This window comes from Rothia sp. HMSC066G07 (assembly GCF_001814485.1).
Lineage (GTDB): Bacteria > Actinomycetota > Actinomycetes > Actinomycetales > Micrococcaceae > Rothia.
The window spans coordinates 101,002-122,951 of the sequence record NZ_KV816927.1; the positions used below are offsets into that span (position 1 = coordinate 101,002).

Annotated in this window: 19 protein-coding genes; 13 read left to right on the forward strand and 6 right to left on the reverse strand. The window is 56.0% G+C overall.

The window, feature by feature from the left end:
• Positions 1-7 precede the first annotated feature (7 nt).
• The gene (locus HMPREF2971_RS06190; protein WP_070691922.1) at positions 8-1,825 is read left to right on the forward strand and encodes an ABC transporter ATP-binding protein; all 1,818 of its coding nucleotides are present in this window, start codon (positions 8-10) and stop codon (positions 1,823-1,825) included.
• A gap of 109 nt (positions 1,826-1,934) precedes the next feature.
• On the opposite strand, the gene HMPREF2971_RS06195 is transcribed toward HMPREF2971_RS06190, so the two are convergent.
• On the reverse strand, positions 1,935-2,903 hold the full coding sequence (locus HMPREF2971_RS06195) for a glycosyltransferase family 2 protein (protein ID WP_070691925.1): 969 nt from the start codon (positions 2,901-2,903) through the stop codon (positions 1,935-1,937).
• A complete protein-coding gene (locus tag HMPREF2971_RS06200; protein WP_070691927.1) occupies positions 2,900-3,862 on the reverse strand; it encodes an alpha-1,2-fucosyltransferase in 963 nt (320 codons plus the stop codon). The genes HMPREF2971_RS06195 and HMPREF2971_RS06200 overlap by 4 nt, the downstream gene beginning before the upstream one ends.
• 181 nt (positions 3,863-4,043) lie before the next feature.
• Here HMPREF2971_RS06200 and HMPREF2971_RS06205 point away from each other — a divergent pair, with 181 nt between their 5' ends.
• The 12 genes from HMPREF2971_RS06205 (at position 4,044) to HMPREF2971_RS06260 (ending at position 18,136) form a co-directional block, all read left to right on the forward strand.
• Positions 4,044-4,964 carry a glycosyltransferase family 2 protein gene (locus tag HMPREF2971_RS06205; RefSeq protein ID WP_070691930.1) on the forward strand — a complete coding sequence of 307 codons (921 nt, stop codon included), beginning with the start codon at positions 4,044-4,046 and terminating at the stop codon, positions 4,962-4,964.
• 258 nt (positions 4,965-5,222) lie between these two features.
• Complete coding sequence (locus HMPREF2971_RS06210) at positions 5,223-6,221, forward strand: CgeB family protein (RefSeq protein ID WP_070667137.1); 999 nt, start codon at positions 5,223-5,225, stop codon at positions 6,219-6,221.
• Positions 6,212-7,312 carry a hypothetical protein gene (locus HMPREF2971_RS06215; protein ID WP_005506930.1) on the forward strand — a complete coding sequence of 367 codons (1,101 nt, stop codon included), beginning with the start codon at positions 6,212-6,214 and terminating at the stop codon, positions 7,310-7,312. Before HMPREF2971_RS06210 ends, HMPREF2971_RS06215 begins: the two co-directional genes overlap by 10 nt.
• A complete protein-coding gene (locus HMPREF2971_RS06220; protein WP_070691932.1) occupies positions 7,312-8,040 on the forward strand; it encodes an acylneuraminate cytidylyltransferase family protein in 729 nt (242 codons plus the stop codon). Before HMPREF2971_RS06215 ends, HMPREF2971_RS06220 begins: the two co-directional genes overlap by 1 nt.
• 90 nt (positions 8,041-8,130) lie before the next feature.
• Complete coding sequence (locus HMPREF2971_RS06225; RefSeq protein ID WP_070691934.1) at positions 8,131-10,374, forward strand: N-acetylneuraminate synthase family protein; 2,244 nt, start codon at positions 8,131-8,133, stop codon at positions 10,372-10,374.
• 11 nt (positions 10,375-10,385) lie between these two features.
• Positions 10,386-11,471 carry an acyltransferase family protein gene (locus tag HMPREF2971_RS06230; protein WP_070691936.1) on the forward strand — a complete coding sequence of 362 codons (1,086 nt, stop codon included), beginning with the start codon at positions 10,386-10,388 and terminating at the stop codon, positions 11,469-11,471.
• Positions 11,468-12,586, forward strand: a complete 1,119-nt coding sequence (locus tag HMPREF2971_RS06235) for a glycosyltransferase family 4 protein (RefSeq protein ID WP_070691938.1) — start codon at positions 11,468-11,470, stop codon at positions 12,584-12,586. The genes HMPREF2971_RS06230 and HMPREF2971_RS06235 overlap by 4 nt, the downstream gene beginning before the upstream one ends.
• Positions 12,583-13,914 (forward strand): O-antigen ligase family protein, encoded by a 1,332-nt coding sequence (locus tag HMPREF2971_RS06240; RefSeq protein WP_070691941.1) that lies wholly within the window; start codon positions 12,583-12,585, stop codon positions 13,912-13,914. The genes HMPREF2971_RS06235 and HMPREF2971_RS06240 overlap by 4 nt, the downstream gene beginning before the upstream one ends.
• Positions 13,907-14,815 carry a glycosyltransferase family 2 protein gene (locus HMPREF2971_RS06245; RefSeq protein ID WP_070691943.1) on the forward strand — a complete coding sequence of 303 codons (909 nt, stop codon included), beginning with the start codon at positions 13,907-13,909 and terminating at the stop codon, positions 14,813-14,815. The genes HMPREF2971_RS06240 and HMPREF2971_RS06245 overlap by 8 nt, the downstream gene beginning before the upstream one ends.
• Positions 14,816-14,819: 4 nt before the next feature.
• Positions 14,820-15,863 (forward strand): glycosyltransferase family 4 protein, encoded by a 1,044-nt coding sequence (locus HMPREF2971_RS06250; protein ID WP_070691945.1) that lies wholly within the window; start codon positions 14,820-14,822, stop codon positions 15,861-15,863.
• A 65-nt stretch (positions 15,864-15,928) separates the two neighbouring features.
• On the forward strand, positions 15,929-16,876 hold the full coding sequence (locus HMPREF2971_RS06255) for a glycosyltransferase family 2 protein (protein WP_049352040.1): 948 nt from the start codon (positions 15,929-15,931) through the stop codon (positions 16,874-16,876).
• A 12-nt stretch (positions 16,877-16,888) separates the two neighbouring features.
• Positions 16,889-18,136, forward strand: a complete 1,248-nt coding sequence (locus tag HMPREF2971_RS06260; protein WP_070691947.1) for a glycosyltransferase — start codon at positions 16,889-16,891, stop codon at positions 18,134-18,136.
• Positions 18,137-18,224: 88 nt separating this feature from the next.
• Here the strand turns inward: HMPREF2971_RS06260 and HMPREF2971_RS06265 are convergent, their stop codons facing one another.
• The 4 genes from HMPREF2971_RS06265 to rfbA form a co-directional block, all read right to left on the reverse strand.
• Positions 18,225-18,533, reverse strand: coding sequence for a PqqD family protein (locus HMPREF2971_RS06265; protein ID WP_070507827.1), 309 nt, complete (start codon positions 18,531-18,533; stop codon positions 18,225-18,227).
• Positions 18,530-19,387: a nucleotidyltransferase family protein gene (locus tag HMPREF2971_RS06270; RefSeq protein ID WP_049356079.1), complete on the reverse strand. Its 858-nt coding sequence runs from the start codon at positions 19,385-19,387 to the stop codon at positions 18,530-18,532. The genes HMPREF2971_RS06265 and HMPREF2971_RS06270 overlap by 4 nt, the downstream gene beginning before the upstream one ends.
• 112 nt (positions 19,388-19,499) lie before the next feature.
• Positions 19,500-20,972 (reverse strand): tyrosine-protein kinase domain-containing protein, encoded by a 1,473-nt coding sequence (locus HMPREF2971_RS06275; RefSeq protein WP_012904015.1) that lies wholly within the window; start codon positions 20,970-20,972, stop codon positions 19,500-19,502.
• 96 nt (positions 20,973-21,068) lie between these two features.
• Complete coding sequence (rfbA, locus tag HMPREF2971_RS06280) at positions 21,069-21,929, reverse strand: glucose-1-phosphate thymidylyltransferase RfbA (RefSeq protein ID WP_012904014.1); 861 nt, start codon at positions 21,927-21,929, stop codon at positions 21,069-21,071.
• Positions 21,930-21,950 lie beyond the last annotated feature (21 nt).

Genomic DNA, 21,950 nt, shown 5'->3' on the forward strand with positions numbered 1-21,950 from the left:
TCTTATTGTGAAGAGTGTTTACTCTAAAATTCGGGTTTTTTTCCCGGGCAAAAAGTTTAGGCTCCTGGTACTAAACGTTTTGGGTCTCTTTGCGGTATCGCTTTTTGAGATGCTTGGTGTGGCTCTCGTACTTCCTCTGGTGAACCTCGCCATGGGAACCCCACGTGAAGGCTTCATCCTGAAAGTTTCTAACTTCTTCGGCGATCCGGATACCCCCACCCTAATCGTTATCTTCGGCGTGGCTCTCGTCGCAGCGTTTGTTTTCAAGGGTGTCTTCTCCCTAATTATTCGTCGCTGGAGCCTCGGCTTTATCGCCACCCAGCAGAGCGCCGTTTCAGTGACTCTGCTAAACCGCTACATGCGTGAGCCCTACCTGGACCACCGTAAGCGCGGTACCGCCCCGGTGCTGAACTCCGTAAATGATGTGGTGGGCCAGGCCTACGGCACCTTCGTCAACGGTGTGCTTGGCTTTATCGGTGACCTACTGTCAATTATTGTGTTGATGGTAATGCTACTAGTCATTATGCCGGTGCCCGCTCTTCTCGCCTTTATCTACTTCGGCCTGGCTTCGTTCGTGCTACAGGCTCTGCTCAAGCGCAAGAATCGCGAACAGGGCGTCATCGTACTGAACGCGACTAAGGGTGCGCTGGACGCAGCTATCGAAGCTGTAGTGGGCTTCCGTGAAATCCGCATGTACGGTGTGACTGAACGCTACACCTACCGCTACCAGGAAAAGCGAATTGACTCTGTGAATGCGTCGATGCGTAGTGGTTTCCTCTCCGATTTCCCGAAGTACACCTTGGAAATCATCTTCATTGTTGGTATTGCTGCTCTCTTGGCCTTTATGAGCGCTACGCAAGGTGCTGATAGCACTGGCTACTTGCTTCTCTTTGCTGGTGCCTGCATTCGTATTTTGCCTAACTACACCCGTATGGTTGCCTCTCTTGGTAGCATCCGCGCAGGTGAACATGCCAGCGAGAAACTGTTGGAAGAGCTTGAACACCTTACTCCTGAAGAGCGTATGTTCAAGATGCCCTCTGCACCGGTCGTCCCGAAGAACCACGACTACATCAACAAGAGCATTGAACCGGTTAATATCCAGATTGATAATCTGACCTTCCAGTATCCTGACGGTGATAAGCCTGTGCTGAAGGACATCACCCTTGACATCCCGATGGGTTCCTCAATTGCTTTTGTGGGTGGTTCTGGTTCGGGTAAGACTACTCTGATTGACCTTATTCTGGGTCTCTTTGCACCGACCCGTGGTCAGGTGCTGCAGAATGGTGAGTCGATTCTGAAGGATCTGCGTTCCTGGCACCAGCATATCGGCTATGTTCCTCAGGATGTCTTTATCGCAGATTCCACTGTGCTGGAGGCTGTGGCGTTCGGCCTAAAGCCGGAGGAAATTGACGTGGAACGCGTCAAGTACTGCCTCGAAGTGGCTGCTCTGACCGAGGTCATCGACTCCCTGGAGAATGGCCTGGAAACTATGATTGGCTACAACGCGACCCGTCTTTCGGGTGGTCAGAAGCAGCGCCTGGGTATCGCCCGTGCTCTGTACCGTAACCCGAGTGTGTTGATTCTGGATGAAGCGACCAGCGCATTGGACAACGAGACCGAGCACAAGATTACGAAGACCATCGAACGTATTTCTAAGGATATTACGGTCATTATCGTGGCTCACCGTCTATCGACGGTTCGCAATGTTGATCAGCTGGTTTACCTCTCCAAGGGGCAGATTGCTAATCAAGGCACCTTCGCTGAGGTACAGCAAGCAAACGCAGAGTTTGCTAATCTGGTGAAGCTGGGCCAGTTGCCGGATTAGTCTCATAGGATGCATATCTAAAAAAGAAGGGGTTCTCGTCATGAACGAGAACCCCTTCTTTTGTTACAGCATGTTTATGTTGTATTTGTGCCGTATGGAAAGGTCCTTGTTAAATACCTGTGCTTGTCTTCTCATTGAGCAAATGAACGATTTCTTTAAACTCTTGAGGTAAAGAACCAATAGGTGTAAGAGGGCCGGTTGGATGCCAAGTGACGGTTTTATGGTTAACCTCGCCGCGCAAAAGTGCTTCCCACAGGGGGGTAGCACTTTCAATGGTTATATCACCATTACGTCTCCAATGGTAGCCCATATCTTCAGGCAGATCGGTGGCTTCCAACGCCTTAGCCCCTTGACGTAGCTTGCGAGTAAATTGTTCCTTTGAACGCCAGGGGTAGTGGATGATAGCAACTTCATTAAGCTTCTGCTTACCCGGTGCAATGACCTCATGGTTACCCATTTTGATAACGGCATTTTCCCAGCGTGAGAAACACACTTTCAGGTCCCAGTGGGGAGTTGGATCAACCCTGAGACTAGGTCCTTCAATACTGGGAAAAACGTTGTACAGCTTCGTCAGTTCGATAGTGCGCCCCTTTTGCGAGCGTAGGACTTCCGATAGCGGAGCTGAAACACCATACCAAAATTCATCAGCGTCGAACGGGATAATCCATTCAGCGCCCGCCTCCATCACCCGGTCAGCAAGCCAGGTCATTTTCTCTGATTGGTAGTAGGCTAGTTCACGGTCCTGAATAACGTGCACAGGTAGGATCTTGCTGAGTTCGAGCAGTATCTCATAGGTCCCATCTGAAGAGCCATTATCAGCTGCTAAGATATGGTCCACACCTTGATCGAATAGATGTCGGATTGTCTGCTCGATGATATCTGCTTCGTTCTTCACCATGGTTATGCCCCATATAAAGGGGCCGGAGGGGAGAACCGTGTGGGTAAATGTTTTGTCGAGCGAAGCGTAACGTTCTTTAAACTCAGTACTCTCACGGAGCGCAATGGCTTCGCGTTTTTTATCATGATTAATTTTCAGCAGGAAAAGCTGGTGCTTGAGGGATTTAAGAGTGTTAATCACAGCATTTCACCCGTAATCCAGTTTTTACCTTCGGGGTGATGCACAGCAACCCAATGAGTACGGTGCATCTTTGGGCGGCTCTGATAGATACGAGCATCTTCAGGAATAACTTGATGAATATCAGGGGAAAGGACGAGCTTTTGGGTCAGTAACTCACCGATATAGGCACCCCAATAACCGAAAGTCGTGTTGGTCAGAATCAGGTAAGGGGCACTGGCCACAAGGGCCAGGTCATCGAACATGCCGGAACCCTGCTTTTCAAAGATACAGGGTGCTACTGAGTTCAGGTGTGAGAGGTTTTCCTCGCACCACTGAAGATCATCTGATACAAAAATAATCTTTGAAGGAGTTACGGTATCCTGAAGTTTCTTCAGTGCTTCCTCCACATAGGTCACCGTATCAATTCCGAAAACCTCATTAATTTGAGGCACAGAATAGTAATCGCCACGGCGAATGTTAATGACGAGAGAATTTTCATCCACTATGTCCTGCATTCTTGCAAGGCGCTCGCTAAAGGACTCTGAAGAAAGAAGGTACTCGCGAATAAAAAAGTGCAAATCTTCTTCGCTGATATCCTTCTCAATATCCGTCGGGAAGTAGCCGCTACGGCGGGTAAAGAACGTATACTCTGACGAAGGAGCCGTAATGGAGGCAAGCTTCGGGAACTCCTCGGTCCATGCCTCCATCCCGGGACCATAGAGCAAAGATGCTTTGTCGGTGCCGTGATGGCGGAGAGTAGCCGCGCGGGCCCATAGATACAGCCAATTACCTCCCCGGGAGATGGGGTAGGAAAGGAGAATAAATTTTTCGCCGCGGCGTAGAAGGTTAATATATTTCCCCAGATACTTATGGCGAATAGAGTTGTAAGCCGTATCGACAGCACGTTTGAAAGCGGGGTGCTGAACAGTGTATACGGCGACCCTTTCTGATTCATTGATGGGTTGGATATCAGAATCCACGAGAAAGTCCCCTTTCGGATGTGTAAGATAGCGAGTTGATAGTGGGCGAGTATTTGTTAACTGCATAGGTGATTGAAAAGTGCAGCTGAAAAAGTAGTGAAGTTGTATAATCCTAGAGACGATAGCATCCACCGCTACGGTGGTTTCTATTATCCCTCTCACTCAAGAAAGATTGTAATACATGACCTTCCTTCCCCGCGTTTCTGCGGTTATTCCTTTCTACGGCGAGCCGGAGCCGGTTCTTGCCATTATTGACACTCTGCGTGCTCAGCAGGGCATTGACTCCGCAGACATTGAGATTATTGTCTCTGATGATGTTTCGCCCATCCCGTTCCCCGAGGTTGAGGGCGTGACCGTGGTTCGCCGCCCTGTTAACGGTGGTTTCGGTAAGGCTGTGAACTCCGGTGTTGCTGCCGCGACCGGTGAATGGGTTTTCATCCTCAACAGCGACCTGGAGCTGGATAACACTTTCGTCTCGCGCATGCTCGCAGCCGTGGAACGCCACGGCGAGGTACTGGCTAGCCCCCAGATTATTGGCCACGACGGCAAGCAGCAGTGGGTCGCACGTAAGTTCCCCACCGCAGCGCATATTGCGTGGGAATGGTTCACTCCGCTGGCTCGTTTCAAGCCGACCGACTGGTGGCACCGCGGCGTCGGTCACGACGTTGAAGCATGCACCGGTACCTCGGACGCGAAGGTCGACTGGGTTATGGGTGCATGCATGGTTGTTCCTCGTGCGACCTTCAACCGCATCGGTGGCATGGATGAGCGTTTCTACATGAACAGCGAAGAGGTGGATTTCCAGTACCGCCTCTCGAACGCTGGTGTGGACCGTTACCTGATTCCTTCGGTGACTGTAACCCACGAGGGTGGCGGATCTTCGCCCTCCGAGCGTCGTGTGCAGTGGCTGACCACCGCTCGCTTCATTTATGCGGATAAGTGGGGCTGGGAGAAGAAGCTCGCTGCTGCTCTGCGTGCTACCAGCTACGCAAACTTTGCGGTGAACTCGGTGCGCGGCCTGCGCAATAAGGATGTGGACGCTCGTGGCTTCCTTGCCACCGAGCTGGAGCGTATTGCCAAGGCAGAGCGCCGCGAGAACTAGGCACGAAACGTGCGGAGTCTGCAAGAGTAATTCCGGAGGATTTCTAGCTCTCTTCGTAAGAAGGCGCATATAGAACGTAGGAGGCGACACAGTGCACTCGAGTGTGTCGTCTCCTGCTTTCGTTGTAAAATTTCAATAGGTATGTTTTGCCTCAAGTTGTAGGTGAAACTTTCCGTTCCTCTTCACTCCAACACATAGCACCGCACGGTTTTACCCTGCGGGTTCTTATAGCAAACGCCGACAGGATTCAATCCTCATATGACTCAGCCCAAACTTCTACTGCTCTCGCCCGCATTCCACGGGTACTGGAAGGCAATTCAGGCATCCCTGGAAGTGCATGGATACGAAGTGCGCACCCACATCTACGATGCGCCGGGTACTCTGCCCGAGCGCATCCTCAACAAGCTTGCCCACGAGCTGCCCGAGAAGTACCGCCCCGAAAGCTTCGCAGCGCAGGCTACCCGTAAGGCTATTGACGCTTTCAACGAGTTCCGCCCCGATATTGTGCTGGTCATTAAGGGCGATATGCTCTCCCGCGAATGGTGGGACCTGCTGAAGACCTCCGGTGTTCGCTACGGCACCTGGCTCTACGACGAAATGCGCCGCATGAGCTACACCGAAGAGGACCTGCACCACCTGGGCTCGCTGGCAAGCTACAGCCCGCTGGATGCGCAGCACCTGCGTGAGCAGGGCTTCGAGGTGCTCGATATGCCCAACGCCTACGACACCCATTGCCCGGTTGTCCCCATGCGCGAGGACTCCATCAACTTTGTGGGTGCTAAGTACCCGAACCGTGAGGAGACCCTGCAGGCGCTGGTCGCAGCCGGTCTGCCGGTGCGTGCTTACGGCCGTGCTTGGTCGCGTCACCCTTACGACATTCTGCGCACTAAGCAGTTCAAGGACTCCGGCGTGCCTGCAGGCCGCGATATTGACCGCTCTGAGGCGTACGGCATCATGGCGTCCTCCCCGGCAACGCTGAACATCCACAATAACCAGGATGGTTTCACCATGCGCACCTTTGAGGCTCCCGGCGTGGGCGCTCTGCAGGTGATTGACCGTGCCGATGTGGATCGCTACTACATTCCTGGCGAAGAGGTTCTGGTCTACGAGAGTATTGATGAGCTCATCGAGATTTGTACCCGTATTTTCCGTGAGCCGAAGTGGGCTCGTCAGATTCGTGAAGCCGGTCAGAAGCGTACTCTGGCTGAGCACACCTTCGATCAGCGTGTCAAGATTTTGGAGCAGCTATGGGCCTAACCTATCCCATTGATATTGATGCATGGGCTGCCTGGCAGAAGCGCCAGAATACCCTGCGCTGGGCTAAGAGCGAGGCTCGCGCTCTTATGGGACGTCTGCGCGGAGGCGCGGCTGAACAGGAAGGCCCCGTCGGCGGCGTGCTGTACACCCGCGGTGCCGTACCCCGCGTGCTCATCGTGCTCGATTCGTTCTCGCCGACGAGCCGTAACTCCCTATTGGAGCCGCTCAAGTACCTCGAAAACGTGGGTGTGGCCCTGTGGGTCCCTGAGGACGCTTCGGAGTACCTCAACGGCCAGTACGCCACTGAACGTTACGACCGCGATGCCTGGAGCGAACAGGAAGCGACGGGAGACCAGTTGCAGGAGCTCCTGCCCGGTGTGCGTGTGGTTCTCTCCTTGGGCCACTACCTGGCACGCGGTGCGGCAGCCTACGAGTTCTCTCGCGCGATTGGCGCTGAGTACTGGGTGGTTCAGCACGGCCTGCTGGTGCCTCAGGCGCCGCCGCTACCGGTCGGATGTACCCTGCTGGCTTTCAGCGAAGCTGATGCCGAATTCTGGGCATCAGGCCGCCGCGATGTCACCACTCACGCGGTGGGTTCGCAGCTACTCTACCTCGCGGCGCAGAAGGCAGCCGGTGCTGAGGCGCAGAAGCAGAACGACCTGGAACCGATCTTCCTTGGACAGATGCACGGTGCGGAACTGCCGCGCGCATCCTTCGCGTACGCTTCGCACTCCTTCTTGAAGAAGTTTGGTGGAACCTACCGCCCGCACCCGAGCGAGAAGGACAAGCTGTCGGTGCTGACCCACAAGCTGTGGGAGAAGGAAGGCATCCGCATTGACCGCTCCGGCACCCCGCTGAACGAGGTACCGAACCCGGTGGTGTCCATCTTCTCTACCGGTGTTCTGGAGGCTGCAATCCGCGGTATCCCGGCGTGGGTTTACCACCCGGCACCGCCGACATGGCTGGTGGAATTCTGGGACCGCTACGGCATGAACCAGTGGGGTCAGGAACCGACCCCGGCACCGGTTCAGCCGAAGAAGGAACCGGCACAGCGTATCGCTGAACTAATGATTGAAACTTTGGAGGCATAATGCGTATTCTCTGCGTCATCCCCGTGCGCGGTGGCTCAAAGGGCATTCCGCGTAAGAACCTGCGCCCCATCGCGGGTAAGCCGCTGGTCGCATGGACCATCGAGCAGGCACTGGCTGCTAAGGAAGAAGTAGCCGGCGAGCACGAGCTGCGTGTTGTCGTCTCCACCGACGATGCTGAGCTGGCTGATATCGCCCGCGAGTACGGTGCTGAGGTACCGTTCATTCGTCCGGCACACCTGGCTGAAGACACCACTGCAACCGAGCCGGTCATCGAGCACGCCATCGAGTTCTACACCGAAAACGGTTGGGAACCCGAGGCCGTCATGCTGCTGCAGGCAACCAGCCCGGTGCGTCTGCCCGGTACTCTGGCTCGTGCGGTCCGCCAGTTCGCGGAGAACGGTAAGGACTCCATGGTCGGTGTGATTCCGATTGGTCCGTTCATCTGGACCTGGCACGCTGACGGTGAGCCCACCGCGGCGTTCGAGATTATGGCTCGCCCGCGCCGCCAGGAGCTGACCAAGGAAACCTTCCGCTACCGTGAGAACGGTTCGATGTACATCACCAAGACCCACGTGTACATGGACCACCACAACCGCCTGGCGGGCTACCCCGGCGGTACCATTGATTTGTTCATGCTGGACGAGGTCGAGGGTGTCGATATTGACGCACCGATTGACTTCTCCGCGGCAGAGCACCAGCTCACTCAGATCCTGTCCGAAGGCAAGTAACCTTCACCCGCGGCAGTACCTCTTCTGCCGCTTCCGGCTTGACCAGCACTCAGGCATTCAACTAAACGCTCAAACGAAAAGGTCAAAATCGTGATTATTGAACGCAATATTGCCCCCTACGTGGTCTTCGCTGAAGACCCGATTCTCAACGCCCTGCAGAAGATTTCTGCTAACGGCCAGCGCATCATCTTCCTGGTGAATGAGTCCGGTATTCTGCGCGGTTCGCTCTCTGACGGTGACTTCCGTCGTTGGCTGATTGCTAACCCGACCGCATCCCTGGAGACCAGCGCCCTGGATGCCGCTAACACCAACCCGCAGACCGCTCCGGCAGATGCCGACCCCGAGACCCTGCGCGCATACTTTGCCAAGGGCATCAACCACGTTCCGCTGACCGACGAGCGCGGCCACCTCGTGGCGCTCGCCATGGACGAGCAGGACGTCCTGCGCATCGGTAAGCACACCATCAGCGAGGACTCCCCGGCCTTCATCATCGCCGAGATCGGCAACAACCACCAGGGTAGCGTTGATTTCGCTAAGGAACTGGTGGACCTGGCCGTTGAGTCCGGTGCCGACGCCGTGAAGTTCCAGCTGCGTGACATGGACGCCCTCTACCGTCAGCGCGGTGCCGCCACCGCGGGCGAGGACCTGGGCGTGCAGTACACCCTGGACCTGCTCTCTCGCTTCTCCCTGACCGTTGACCAGATGTACGAGGTCTTCGACCACGTCAAGCAGCACGACATGGACATCATGTGCACCCCCTGGGACGCACCCTCCGTTCAGGCGCTGGTTGACTACGGCATCCAGGGCATGAAGATTGCTTCTGCTGACCTGACCAACCACGAGCTGCTGCGCGACGTGGCTTCCCGCGGCCTGCCCATGCTGGTTTCCACCGGTATGAGCCGCGAAGAGGAAATCCGCGAGTCGGTTGCCCTGCTGCGTAACGCTGGCGCGTCCTACGCTCTGCTGCAGTGCCAGTCCGCATACCCGGCACCCTTCAAGGACGTCAACCTGGCGTATATGGACCGCCTGGCTGAGATTGGTCAGTGCCTGGTCGGCTACTCCGGTCACGAGCGTGGCTACCACGTGCCGATTGCTGCTGTTGCTCGCGGCGCGAAGATTATTGAGAAGCACTTCACCACCGACAAGACCCTCGAGGGTAACGACCACACCGTCTCCCTGCTGCCTGAGGAATTCAAGGCAATGGTTCAGCAGATTCGTGAGGTTGAGGCGGCTATTGGCTCTGCTGCTCCTCGCGAGGTGTCCACCGGTGAGCTGATGAACCGTGTGAACCTGGCAAAGTCCCTGGTTGCTACCCGCCACATCGCTAAGGGCGAGGTTGTGACCGAGGCTGATGTTGCTGTGAAGTCCCCCGGCCGCGGTCTGCAGCCGAACTACCTGCCGCAGCTGCTGGGCCGCACCATGCAGCGCGACGTTGAAGAAGGCTCATTCTTCTTCGAGGGCGATCTGAAGGACGACCTGGTGACCCGCCGCGACTTCAAGTTCGACCGCCCCTGGGGTCTGCCGGTTCGTTACCACGACTACAAGCCGCTGATTGAAGAGGCTAAGCCGGACTTCCTGGAGTTCCACTTCTCCTACAAGGACCTCGAGATTAACATCGACGACGTCTTTGACTCCAAGCTGGACATGGGCTTCACCACCCACCTGCCCGACCTGTTCGCAGGTGACTTCCTGGTGGATCTCGCGTCCAAGGATCCTGAGGTGTGGGAGCGCTCCATCGCTGAGGTGCAGCGCACCATCGACATCACCCGTGACCTGACTCGCTACTTCACTGTGGATGAGGACCCGGTCATGGTTGTGACCATGGGTGGCTTTACCAAGGACAAGCATATCCCCGTTGCTGCACGTGCTGAGAAGTACGAGCGTATCGGTGAGGCTCTGAAGCGTCTGGACGCATCTGGCGTTCGCCTGGCTGCTCAGACTCTGCCTCCGTACCCCTGGCTGATGGGTGGTCAGCAGTACCACAACCTGTTCCTGGATCCGAAGGACACTGCAGAGTTCTCGCGTGCGTTCGACACCGCGCTCTGCCTGGACATCTCCCACACCATGCTTGCTTGCAACTTCCTGAACATTCCGCTGTCGGAGGCTGTTGAGCAGCTGGCACCGCTGTCCATCCACCTGCACCTGGTGGACGGCACCGGCGTTGACGGTGAAGGCGTTCAGGTTGGCGAAGGCGACGTCGACTGGGCATCCCTGGGCAAGCAGCTGCGTGAGCTGGCACCGAAGGCATCCTTCATTCCCGAAATCTGGCAGGGCCACATCAACAACGGTGAAGGCTTCTTCACCGCACTGGACCGCCTCGAGAAGTGGCTATAGGGGCAAGGTCAATGGCTAACTCTCTGACCGTAAAAGCTCGGGAGGGTGAAGTTCTAGATCAAGACTTTATCACCCCCGGGCGTTTCCGGGAGCTGGACGGCTTCCGCGGCCTGGCTGCCATTACCGTGGTGATTTATCACTGGGGTGTTCCGGCTACTCAAAACTATCCGCGGATCGCCCCTGCCCCCTATGACATCCCTCTGGGCGAGTTGGGTGTGCAGCTCTTTTTCATCATTTCTGGTTTCGTGATCCTGCTCAGCGCTATCAAGAGCGGCTCGGCACTGAAGTTCGCTATTTCGCGTTTTTCTCGTATTTACCCGACCTATTGGTTTGCGCTGGCTGTATCGGCTCTGGTGTATTTCGTCTACGGAAACCCCGGACGCCATATTACGATTCCGCAGACCCTGATTAACACGACGATGCTGCAACGCTTCCTGCGTGTGGATAACGTGGATCAGGTGTACTGGACGCTGGCAGTGGAGCTGCAGTTCTACGTGATGGTTGCCCTGTACCTGATTCTCCGACGCGGAAAGATTTACCGTAGGGAGCTGACTACGATTCTGCTCACCTGGTCGGTTATCGGTACGGCTCTGTGCCTGCTCTTCCACCCGGAGAATTCTTTGGGCGGGGCACCGAAGATGATTGTGTGGGCCGCTGTTGCGGAGCACTCCTCGCTCTTTAGCTTGGGCATGGTGTTCTTTATGTACAGCCATGATCGAAAGTTCACCTGGCATATCCCATTCTTCGCGATTCTGGCTTCCATCAACGCAGCGCTGATGCATGACCTTGATCATGGTATCGGTGTGGCATTTATCTGCCTCATGTTCTTCGTGGTGGTGTACCTCAAGAACGTTCCGGTACTTTCGAGGGGTCCGCTGAACTTCCTGGGTCGTATCTCCTACCCCCTGTACCTGGGGCACGCAATGGTTGGCTATATGTTGCTGGACCTGTTCTACCCGGTGGCCGGTCAATGGGGTTCACGCATCATCGCATTGGTTTTGGTGATTTGCTTCGCCTACCTGGTGCATATTTCCATTGAAACTAAGGTTTCTGCTTCCTTCCGTTCTTTCCTCACTCGAAAGTTGACTAAGGCATGACCTCTACACCAACGGCTCTATGGGTCGTTCCGGTTCCCGATTTTGGTGGAGTAGCTCGGCACGTTGTCGATATGGCACGTGCCGGGCTCCCCGGCTTTAACCTGGTGGTTCTCGCGCCCGAGGGTAAGCTCACGAGCCGCCTCGAGGAACTGGGCGTCACCGTCATCAAGGCTGAGTTCGGCCCCGACTACGGTTTTAAGACTTCCTTTGTTTCTTTGCAGAAGGCTGTTGAGCAGCTCCGCCCGGATATTGTGCACAGCCACCTGGCGTATGCGGACGTTGTAGCGACCGCTGTGGTCAACGCACTACGCATCCGTAGCGTCATCAAGCGCGGCACCTGCGTACCGAAGCTTCTGACCACTGAGCACGGTATTGCCGGTAATGACTCGGTGTACCACGGTAGCTCCTGGCGTTCTAAGCTCATGGAGACCGTGCATCGTGTGCGCCTGTGGGGCACCGATCAGGCCATTGCTGTTTCTCGTTCTACCGCTGATCAGATGCGTGCCAAGTGGGGCGCTCGTGGCGTGGAGCTGGTGTACAACGGCGTGGATATCCCCGAGGTGCATGCGGCTGTTGAGCAGCAGCGTGTTCCCGCAGAGGGAGGTCCGCGTATTCTCTCGCTGTCCCGTCTGTCCCCTGAGAAGGGCATTGACGTGCTACTGGACGCTTTTGCGCAGCTTCGTGCTGATTACCCGCAGGCTCATCTTGAGATTGCGGGCTCTGGCGATTTGGCGTCCGAGTTGCAGGCTCAGGCTCAGCGTCTGAACCTGGGGGAATCGGTGACCTTCAGCGGCTTCGTTAACCCGATTGAGGCGATGGGCCGTAGCGACATGATTGTTCAGCTGTCGGTGTGGGAGAACTGCTCATACACTCTGCTGGACGCTAAGGCAGCTGGTCTGAAGACGATCGCTACCGCTGTGGGCGGCAACCCGGAGATTTTGGGCGCCGACGAGCTGGTAGACCGTCAAAGCGCAACCTTGACTCAGGATGTTCTGCAGGCTATGCGTGCGCAGCTGCAGAAGAGTGAGGCTGAGCCTTTCACCTGGATTTCGAATGAGCAGATGGCTGCTCAGACGGTTGATATTTACACTCGTGTACTTCGAGGAGGTCGATGATGAGCCAGACTTCGCAGGTTTACGCACATTTGAACGAACCCACCGAGAAGCCAGAGATTTCGCGTTTCTCTGAAACTATGTCTCGCGGTAGCGATTACGTCCGCCATCAGACTAGCCAGATTCGTATGCCTGAGTTCATCATGGCGTTCCTCTTGCTTTTTGGTGACGCGGTACCGGGTCTTGGTCTGCCCTTCAACCAAGCGGTCATCATAGCACTGGCCGTGTACGGTCTGACCCGTAAACCGACTTTTGATGTGAGTCATTTTTCGGGCCTACGCGCCATCATGTTTATCGCGATGGGTTACCTCGCAATCGTTTCAATCAACGGTGTGCACTCTGAGGACGGCTCAGACTGGACTCGTCGTCTGATTCGTCTAGTCGCTGCGACAGTGCTGATTTGGACTATTGCTGCTGGGCGTCTGCATATTCGTTCTATTGTTCTTGGATACTCAACGGCGATTCTTTTCAACGCGGTAGCCTATTTTGCCGGTTTTGCCCCGGTTACTGGCTACTATGGTAGTTTGACCGGCTGGCTGGGTGATAAGAATTTCGCGGGTCTGGTGTATTGCCTCTTTGGCTTGCTGATTCTGAGCTTCGCCCGTAACAAGATTGAAGTCATTCTTGCCATTGTGGTTTTCTCTGCTTTGTTGTGGGCTACTGGTTCTCGTACCTCGATTGCTGCGTATGTAGCGGGTCTGATTTGGGTCGTTATTGCTCACCGCATGAGGACTTTTGGGCGTATTACGTTGGGTATTTTCCTGTACGTCATGATTGATGTGCTGACCAGCGACTACTCTCGTTCGGGTGTGTTCGCCGACCGCGCAGGTTCGGATGCGCTTCGTGCACTGATTGACCAGGCATCTGAAATCAAGGTTCAGGCAACTGGCTTCTTCGGCCAGGGCTTGGGCGAGGCATACGTATACCTGGCACATACCGGTTCGAAGACCTGGTTCCTCCATAACTCGTACTGGTCTGCTCTGATTGAGGGCGGCTGGCCATGGATGATTCTGGTTGTTACCATCACCCTGCTCTTTATCGTGAACGTGTTTAGCGGCAAAAAGACTCTGCCGCCGAAGTTCTATGTCGTGCAGGGTGCTGGCGTTGCCATCATGATTTGTGCATCGCGTCTGGGCGAGGTGTTCTACACCTGGCCGTGGGCTGTTGCCTGTGGTTTGGCTCTGCGCGTGTTGCTGCTTGAACGCGAACAGCGTCTTGGCACCGGCCATGATGAAGCGAATATCGAAGGCTTCGACGAGCGAATTGAAATTCGTGAGGCGGAAGAAAAGTCGCGGCACGCTGCGCCGATGTGGAAGGAAGAAAATGTCTAAGACTAATCGAGCTCCTGAAGTTAGCGTTATTATTTGTGCGCTGAACGCTGCATTGACTCTTCCTCGCCAGCTTAAGGCCCTGGAGAACCAGGAAACTGAGCTTCCGTACGAAGTAATTTTGGTAGACAACGGTTCAGAGGACGACACCCGCGCCGTTATGGAAGCGTGGGCTCAGGAACCCCGAGAGGATAAGTTCACGGTCAAGGTCGTGGACGCCTCCGCAACTCCAGGTATTCCCGCGGCCCGTAACTCCGGTGCACGTGCCGCATCGGGTAGAGTCTTGGCATTCTGTGATGCTGATGATGAAGTATCTCCTCAGTGGGTTCAGGCGTTTTCAGAGGTGCAGGATATGGAACTGGCAGGTGGCTGGATTCGCGCTTTTGACGCTAATGGCAGCCCTCGCCCCGATGCCTTCGGCAAAGGTCTGATTGCAACTCCTTATCTGCCGCACGTGGGCAACTGCAATTGCGCTATGACCCGTGCACGCTTTTTTGAAATTGGCGGCTACGATGAGTCCCTTCCCCGCTACGGCTACGAGGATGTGGATATTTCGTGGCGTCATCAGGAAGCCGACGGTGTGATGCGCTTTATCCCTGAAGCAGAGATTCGTTTTACTCTCTCGGAGGGGAAGAGCTCTATCCGTAAGAAGTACGAGCTGGGTGTGGGACGTGTGCTGATGGCCCGTCGTTTCCCGAAGTATGATTCTGCAACGTATTCGTTGAAGTCTACTGTGACTGGCAGCGTTCAGCAGCTGTTGAATATCCTGCGTCAGGCTGTGACCCAACGTAAAGTTGCTCGTCGAGATGTTGCCAACTGGGTTGCATCGCTGGGCCGTATCCGCGGAAGTATCAAATACTCCGGTAAGAATTATGTGCCCGCCCGCAAGCTGGTGAAGGAGTAGAAGGATGGAGAAAGAACTCTACATCGCCACCAATAACGGTGACATGGGCGGCGGCGAGGTCATGCTCCTGAATATTGCTCGCGCAGCCCGTAGCCTTGGCTACAAGGTCACTATTGTGGGTCCTTCCGAGCCGAAGCAGCTTGTAGAAGCTGCTGCGGATGAGGGGTTCCCCCGCATTGTCTTGCCGGCTAAGAACCGCGCACAGTACATGGTGGCTCTGCGTAGCTGGCACGCTCGCCATAAGGACGTTCTGTTGTGGTGCAATGGTCTGGTTCCCGCAGCGGCAACGGGCGGCCGTAAGAACCGCATCGTGCACCTGCACCAGCTGCCTACCGGTGTGAACGCGAAGCTCGTACCCTTTGCCCGCCATAAGGCGTCTGTCACCCTGGTGCCTAGCCGCTATGTGGCTCGTGCCTGCCCCGGTAGCGAGCTGTTCGCGAACTGGGTCAGTGGCGTATCCACCGAGCTGGATCACCGTGTGGGGGAGCGCCGACTTCGCGTCGGTTACCTGGGGCGTTTGACTCCGTCTAAGGGCATCGCGACCCTGTGCCAGGCGATGAGTTCCTTGAACTCTAACGGTATTGAATACGACCTGGTGATTGGTGGTGAGCCTGTCTTCGCATCTGATGAAGAACGTGCTGAGGTTGAGGACGCCCTAGCCCGTGTTGCTACGTTCAGCACGCGTTTGGGCTGGACTACCCCGGACCGTCTTTTCGGTGACATTGACATGCTTGTTGTACCTTCGATTGCCCCTGAGTCCTTTGGCTTGGTGGTCGCTGAAGCGATGAGCGCGCGCGTCCCTGTGGTTGTCAGTGATGCTGGTGCTCTGTCGGAGGTGCTGGGCGGCGCGTCGTACCCGTACGTTGTGCCTGCTGATCAGCCGGTAGCTCTTGCACAGGCCATTAAGAGCCTGGGTACTGAGCTTCGAGAAGATACGGATGCCCTGGCGGAGCGAACCTCCGAGCTGTTCTGGCGTTGGCAGGAGAACTATTCGCCTGAGGCTGGTCAGGTCCGTGTTGGTGAGATTCTGGAGCGTTTTATCCGCTAAGGTGCCTCTAAACGTATAGGCCATTCCCAACGGATATCCTCTCACTCAAACCCCGAAGGAAAATTATGACGACTACCCACCGTTACAAGGCCGCGGTTATCATTCCGTCTCGCGGTGGTGCAGATATTCTGCACTACCCGCTGGATGCGCTTGCCGCCCAGACCGAGAAGGACTTCCAAGTTATCGTGGTCCTCGACGGCGATATCGATAACAGTGAAGCTGTGCTTGACCGCTACATTGCCGAAGGCAAGCTGAACCTGACCAAGATCGTTTTCGAGGAGAACCGTGGCCGCGTGGCTGCGCTGAACGCTGGCCACCGTGCGGCTGATGCGGATGTCCTCATCCGTTGCGATGATGATCTTGAGCCGGCATCCGACTACGTCGAGGCGCAGATCCGCCTGCACCGTGATTACGACGGTGTGATTGGTACCTTGAAGAACGTGTACCCGGACACTCCCTACTCTCGTGTGTACGGTAACTTCCGCGATGCTCGATTCAAAGAGGGCGCCCTCAGCGTAGCTGAAGAAGGCCGTTGGCTGTACTGGAACGGTAACTCTTCTATCTCTGCGGAGTACTTTGAGCGTACTGGCGGCTACGACCCCGCGTACCGTCTCTACGGCTGGGAAGACGTAGACATGGGCAAAATGGTTCATGACGCTGGTGGCCGCATCATCATCTCTGATGAAGTTGAGGTCAAGCACTATGCCGAGGCTACCACCACTGCAGTGCGTGCCCTGCGTGCCCTGCACTCGGGCTCTGCCCGCACCATCTTCGTGCGTAAGCACGGCGAGGAAGCACACCCTGCCCCGAACCCGACGGGTCCGTGGGGTTTGCTGGTCAAGACCCTCGCTCGTTTCACCACCGAGAAGACCATTAAGGCTCTGGGCGATGCGAGCGATAAGATTCTGCTGAAGCTGCCCGCTAAGGCCGCTGAGAAGCTTGTGGCACTGCAGGTTGAGGCTGCATCTTACGCCGGTATTCACTACCCTGAGCGTGCTCAGAAAGTCTTTTAGGAGGAAAAGAAAATGTCACTCACTCAGCTCTTGACCTCCGCTCCGTTTACCGGGCCGAAGAACCCTGACGCGGTGCTCGCGGATATCCCGAAGAGCCTCAAGAAGCTTGCCCATCTGGCGCGCCGTTACGTGCCGCTGGTCAAGCCTGAGGCTACTGAAGAGATAGCAATTGCCCACGACTACCTGACTCAGCGTGGCGGTGCGGAGCGTGTTGTGCTGGCAATGCATCGTGCATTCCCTGACGCACCGATTTACACGACTTTGTACGACCCGGAGGGCACCTTCCCCGAGTTCAAGGACGCGAAGATTATCACGAGTCCGCTGAACAAGATTGGCTACCTGCGTCGTAACCACCGTATGGCTCTGCCGATTCTGCCGTTTGCTTCTTCTCTCTTGAAGGTGCCGGCTGAGCGTGCTGTGGTGTCGACGACCGGCTGGGCGCACGGCTTCAACTTTGCTGGTCGTAAGTTCATTTACTGCCATTCGCCGGCGCGTTGGCTGTACCTGAGCGATCAGTACCTGGGTGAGAAGAGCACCGGTCCCGTGCCGTTGCTGCTGAAGACTCTGCGTCCTGCACTGATGCTGTGGGATCACTGGGCGGCTCACTGTTCGGCGGTGTACGTGGCGAATGCGAGCGTGATTAAGAAGCGTATTGAGAACGTCTACGGTAAGAAGGACGTTCCGATTTTCTTCCCGCCGCACTCGGTAGACGCCACCGCACCGGTTGAGCCTATTCCGGGTCTGGAAGAGTTTACCGAATCGGACGATTACTTCCTGATTGTTTCGCGTCTGCTGCCCTACAAGAATGTTGATAAGGCTGTTGAGGCGTGTAATGAGTTGGGTAAGAAGCTGCTGGTGATTGGTCGCGGCCCGGAGAAGGAACGCCTGGAGGCCCTTGCTGGCCCGACTGTTCGTATTGCTTCGGGTGTCTCGGATGCGCAGCTTCGTTACGCGTACCGTCACTGCTTGGCGCTGCTGGCTATCTCTTATGAGGACTTCGGTATTACCCCGCTGGAGGCGGGCGCTAGCGGCAAGGCCGTGATTGCCTACCGTGCGGGTGGCTTCCTGGATACCATTCAGGAAGGTAAGACCGGCATGTTCATCAACCAGCCGACTGTGGAACAGCTGGTGGAAGCCCTCAAGGCTTTCAATCCGGATGACTGGGATGCCGACTACATCCGTGAGCACGTTGATGGCTTCTCGGAGGCTCGTTTCATCAGCCGCCTGAAGATGTACGTGCAGGCTCTGCCTGAAGACTAAAAGAGCTCAACGGCTCATAGAAGAAGGCGGGGCGGTAGAAACTAAGGTTTTTTCTACCGCCCCGCCTTCTTTGCGCCTTCTGGAGGCCTTAGCGGGCCTCTAGGAGCCCCTTGGAGAGCAACTCGGGAATAAAACCCTCAATCTGCGGCCCCATAGTCTCTACGGGCTGTTCATACATCTCGCAGAGCACGTCGATAGCCTCCTGCAGAGACATCGGGTCTTCAAAAATACTCCAAATAATGGAGGCTGAGTCCTGAAGGACAGACAGCTCCCCGTTGGCAAGATTCGCGAGATAAGTTGCCGTGGGGGAGTACTTAGCGAACTCTTCAGAATGAACGTACGCGATGTTCTCGGGAATACCGTAGACGGTCTGACGGGAATCTACCGGATTGCTCATTTTTTCACCTTGATTCCGAAACGCTCAAAGAACTTTGCACGTATCTCTGCCTTAGTGGGGGTGCGTCCCAGCTGCATCGCCAAATGGTCCTTGTTCACAAAGAAAATATTTTTGAGGGTGCGCAGCTTATCGTGCAGGGTGGATGCCGACTGCAAACGCCCAATCCACTGAATGTAGTGGGGCACATCCTGCGAGACCGACAGCCACAGCAGGTAGTCTCGGTCGTCACGGTACTGCTCCAGACCGCCCATAGCCGCGCTATATGCGAGGGAGGAGTCAAGCTCTTCCGCGCGGGCTCGCAGGCGCTGCCAATCGCTGTACGAGAGCAGGGAGACCAGGTAGTTAATATCTGCGCTGTAACGTGAGGCAGCGCGGGCGCGGTGAAGCACCACGAGAAGACGCGCGTCCAGGTCACTGGGGACAGTGCAGGGGCGGTGTGCAATCATACGGGTCTTGCGCGCTGCCCAGATGCGGTCAAACGCCTTCTCGTAGTCGCCGTGGCGTCCCAGACCGGGGAAGAAACGATGAATATCGGTCAGGCCCCATGAAGCGTGGTAGAGCGTCATCGCGTGCTCGAACACGGAACCTGTTTCGAAGTGGGCTTGGATACGCCATCCATCTGCCAGAAGGATCTCTACAAAGCGGTCCACGTGAGAGGGACGGACGAGCAGGTCAGCGTCGGAGCTGTACCTGCCCTTGCGGTAAATTTCCTGGGAGAAAGCGTAGCCTTTGACATGCAGAATATCGATGGAGTGCATGTCGGCAATTCGCTGGAAGTAGGCGTGCGCAAGCCGAATCCGTGCCGCGAGCGGAGTAGTCTGCGGCTCCGGGGTATTGGATGAGTGAGTGGTCACAATAGCCTTTCGGTGCACATGTATACCAGATAAGTATAAGGCGGGACAGACAGAAAATACTGCCCATCCCGCCCTAAGTCGCTCCCTATAATTTAGGGCGCTTATTACGTTATTACTTCTTAGCCGAGGACTTCTTTGACGACTTCTTGTCGCCGTCCTTGCCGTAACCGTAGTAGGTTGCATAACCAACGTAGGCGCTTGCGTAGCCGAAGCCGTAGTAGGAGTTACCCAGACCCTTACGGGGTGCACGGTTCAGAACCATACCGAGGAGGTTAGCGTTGACCTTCTTCAGGATGTTGGCAGCCTCGGTCATCTGCTCACGGTGGCTTCGGCCGATAGAACCAACGAGGATCACGCCATCCACGGAGTGGGAGAGCAGCGAAGCGTCGGTCACGGGCAACAGCGGCGGAACGTCAACGACCACGATGAACTCTTCGGAGAGCTCGTTAATCAGCTGGCGCATCTTATCCGAACCCAGAAGTTCGGAGGGGTTCGGGGGGATACGGCCTGCAGGCAGGACGAAGAGGTTCGAATCACCCAGCTGGTGCACAGCGTTAGCAATCTCAACCTGACCAGCCAGAACCTGGGTCAGACCGACCTTAGCGTCGAGCTTCAGCTTCTTAGCCACGGTCGGGCGGCGCAGGTCGGCGTCAATGAGGATGACGGGCGAACCCGCATCAGCCATTGCGCGAGCCAGCGACAGCGACACGGTAGACTTACCTTCACCGGGCACTGCGGAGGTGACGATGAACGAACGCGGGGGAGTGTCAACGTTCACGAAGCGCAGGTTGGTGCGCAACTGACGAATGGATTCCTGTGCGATGTGGTCGTCGGTGTTGCCGTTAACGATGTTTTCTTCGTTCAGGTCGTCACTGACGGGCAGAACACCCAGGATGCTCGCGCCGGTTGCCTTGGTAGCATCGTCACGAGTGCGGATGCGCTGATCCAGTGCGCGGCGCAGGAAGATTGCAGCGTAGACCAGAACCAAACCGGTGCCAGCACCGATAAGAGTGTTCTGCTGGTAATTCGGAGCTACCAGCGGCGGGTTCACGCTTGCGTTATTCAGCGGAATCACGCGAACGGTGTTGCCGCCAGTCGGGGATGCACCGGTGTTTTCGCCGTTTACCAGAGCCTGAGCATTACCGGGGTTCTGCTCAATCTCCTTGATGTAGTCGGCGGTAGCCTGCAACGCACCGTTAGCGAGCAACTGTGCGTTCTTCGGGGAAGAAGCCTGCGCGCTCACGGTAATCAGCGCGGCGTTATCACCCGCAGTTGCAGTGAGGCTTGCACGAATCTGCCCGGTAGTCATGGAGAGTTCGGGGTTGTTCTGCTTAATCTTCTGTGCCACGGCCTCAGAGGAGACGATAGCAGCGTAGGAACGAGCGCGCTCCTTAGCGGCTGTAGAGCCGGAGAGAACATCCACCGTACCGGACTCGCCCACGGTCACGTAGCCCGAGGACGAAGCAGCGTAGACCCTCGGCTGGAGAGAGGCATAGCCGAAGCCCGCTGCGGCACCGACAACGATGCCAATAATCAGCAGCCAGAGGTTAGCCCTCGTGGTGCGGAAAAATTCCAAAATGGTCATGGTAGTGAGAATACTCCAGAAAGTTTGAGTTAGTGTACCTGCAACGTGGAGTGTTGTTGCAGGCGGTGAAGGGATACGAAAATCCCCTGGTGTTTATTAGCGGAGCAATCCGAGCAGGTAGCTACCGTAACCGCTCTTAACAAGCGGGGTAGCAATGTCGCGCAACTGCTCATCGGAGAGCCAACCGTGGCGCCACGCAATTTCCTCCGGGCAACCAACTGACAGGCCCTGACGGCTCTGAACAGTGCGGATGAAGTTAGTGGCATCAGCGAGTGAATCAAAGGTTCCGGTATCGAGCCACGCGGTACCGCGAGGCAGAACCTCAACCTTCAGTTTACCCTGTTCCAGGTAGACGCGGTTGAGGTCAGTGATTTCCAACTCACCGCGCGGAGAAGGCTTAATCTGACGTGCATACTCTACAACCTTGGAGTCGTAGAAGTACAGACCCGGAATAGCGTAGTCGCTCTTGGGGTTCTCGGGCTTCTCTTCGATGGACAGTGCGTTGAAGTTCTCGTCGAACTCCACCACGCCGTAGGCGCGAGGATCAGCAACCCGGTAAGCGAAGACGGTTGCGCCGTCCTTCTGCTCGTAGGTGGCAAGCTGAGTACCCAGACCGGGACCGTAGAAGATGTTGTCACCGAGCACGAGGGCTACGGGGTCATTACCAATAAAGTCGGCACCCAGAATAAATGCCTGTGCAAGACCGTCCGGGGAAGGCTGCACCTTGTATTCGAGATTAATACCGAAACGGGAACCGTCACCGAGCAGTCGCTGGAACTGCTCCTGGTCGGCAGGAGTGGTAATAATCAAAATATCGCGGATACCCGCCAGCATGAGAGTGGACAGCGGGTAGTAAATCATCGGCTTGTCATAGACCGGAGTGAGCTGCTTGCTAATGCCCTGAGTGATAGGGTGCAAACGGCTTCCGGTACCGCCGGCAAGAATAATTCCCTTCATAACTTCTTATTGTGTCATGTT

What these genes read in the sequence shown, in the direction of transcription:
- HMPREF2971_RS06205 (WP_070691930.1), top strand. Translation starts at nt 4,044, where the DNA reads ATGACCTTCCTTCCCCGCGTTTCTGCGGTTATTCCTTTCTACGGCGAG.
- HMPREF2971_RS06210 (WP_070667137.1), top strand. Translation starts at nt 5,223, where the DNA reads ATGACTCAGCCCAAACTTCTACTGCTCTCGCCCGCATTCCACGGGTAC.
- HMPREF2971_RS06215 (WP_005506930.1), top strand. Translation starts at nt 6,212, where the DNA reads ATGGGCCTAACCTATCCCATTGATATTGATGCATGGGCTGCCTGGCAG.
- HMPREF2971_RS06220 (WP_070691932.1), top strand. Translation starts at nt 7,312, where the DNA reads ATGCGTATTCTCTGCGTCATCCCCGTGCGCGGTGGCTCAAAGGGCATT.
- HMPREF2971_RS06230 (WP_070691936.1), top strand. Translation starts at nt 10,386, where the DNA reads ATGGCTAACTCTCTGACCGTAAAAGCTCGGGAGGGTGAAGTTCTAGAT.
- HMPREF2971_RS06235 (WP_070691938.1), top strand. Translation starts at nt 11,468, where the DNA reads ATGACCTCTACACCAACGGCTCTATGGGTCGTTCCGGTTCCCGATTTT.
- HMPREF2971_RS06240 (WP_070691941.1), top strand. Translation starts at nt 12,583, where the DNA reads ATGATGAGCCAGACTTCGCAGGTTTACGCACATTTGAACGAACCCACC.
- HMPREF2971_RS06245 (WP_070691943.1), top strand. Translation starts at nt 13,907, where the DNA reads ATGTCTAAGACTAATCGAGCTCCTGAAGTTAGCGTTATTATTTGTGCG.
- HMPREF2971_RS06250 (WP_070691945.1), top strand. Translation starts at nt 14,820, where the DNA reads ATGGAGAAAGAACTCTACATCGCCACCAATAACGGTGACATGGGCGGC.
- HMPREF2971_RS06255 (WP_049352040.1), top strand. Translation starts at nt 15,929, where the DNA reads ATGACGACTACCCACCGTTACAAGGCCGCGGTTATCATTCCGTCTCGC.
- HMPREF2971_RS06260 (WP_070691947.1), top strand. Translation starts at nt 16,889, where the DNA reads ATGTCACTCACTCAGCTCTTGACCTCCGCTCCGTTTACCGGGCCGAAG.
- HMPREF2971_RS06265 (WP_070507827.1), bottom strand. Translation starts at nt 18,533, where the DNA reads ATGAGCAATCCGGTAGATTCCCGTCAGACCGTCTACGGTATTCCCGAG.
- HMPREF2971_RS06275 (WP_012904015.1), bottom strand. Translation starts at nt 20,972, where the DNA reads ATGACCATTTTGGAATTTTTCCGCACCACGAGGGCTAACCTCTGGCTG.
- rfbA (WP_012904014.1), bottom strand. Translation starts at nt 21,929, where the DNA reads ATGAAGGGAATTATTCTTGCCGGCGGTACCGGAAGCCGTTTGCACCCT.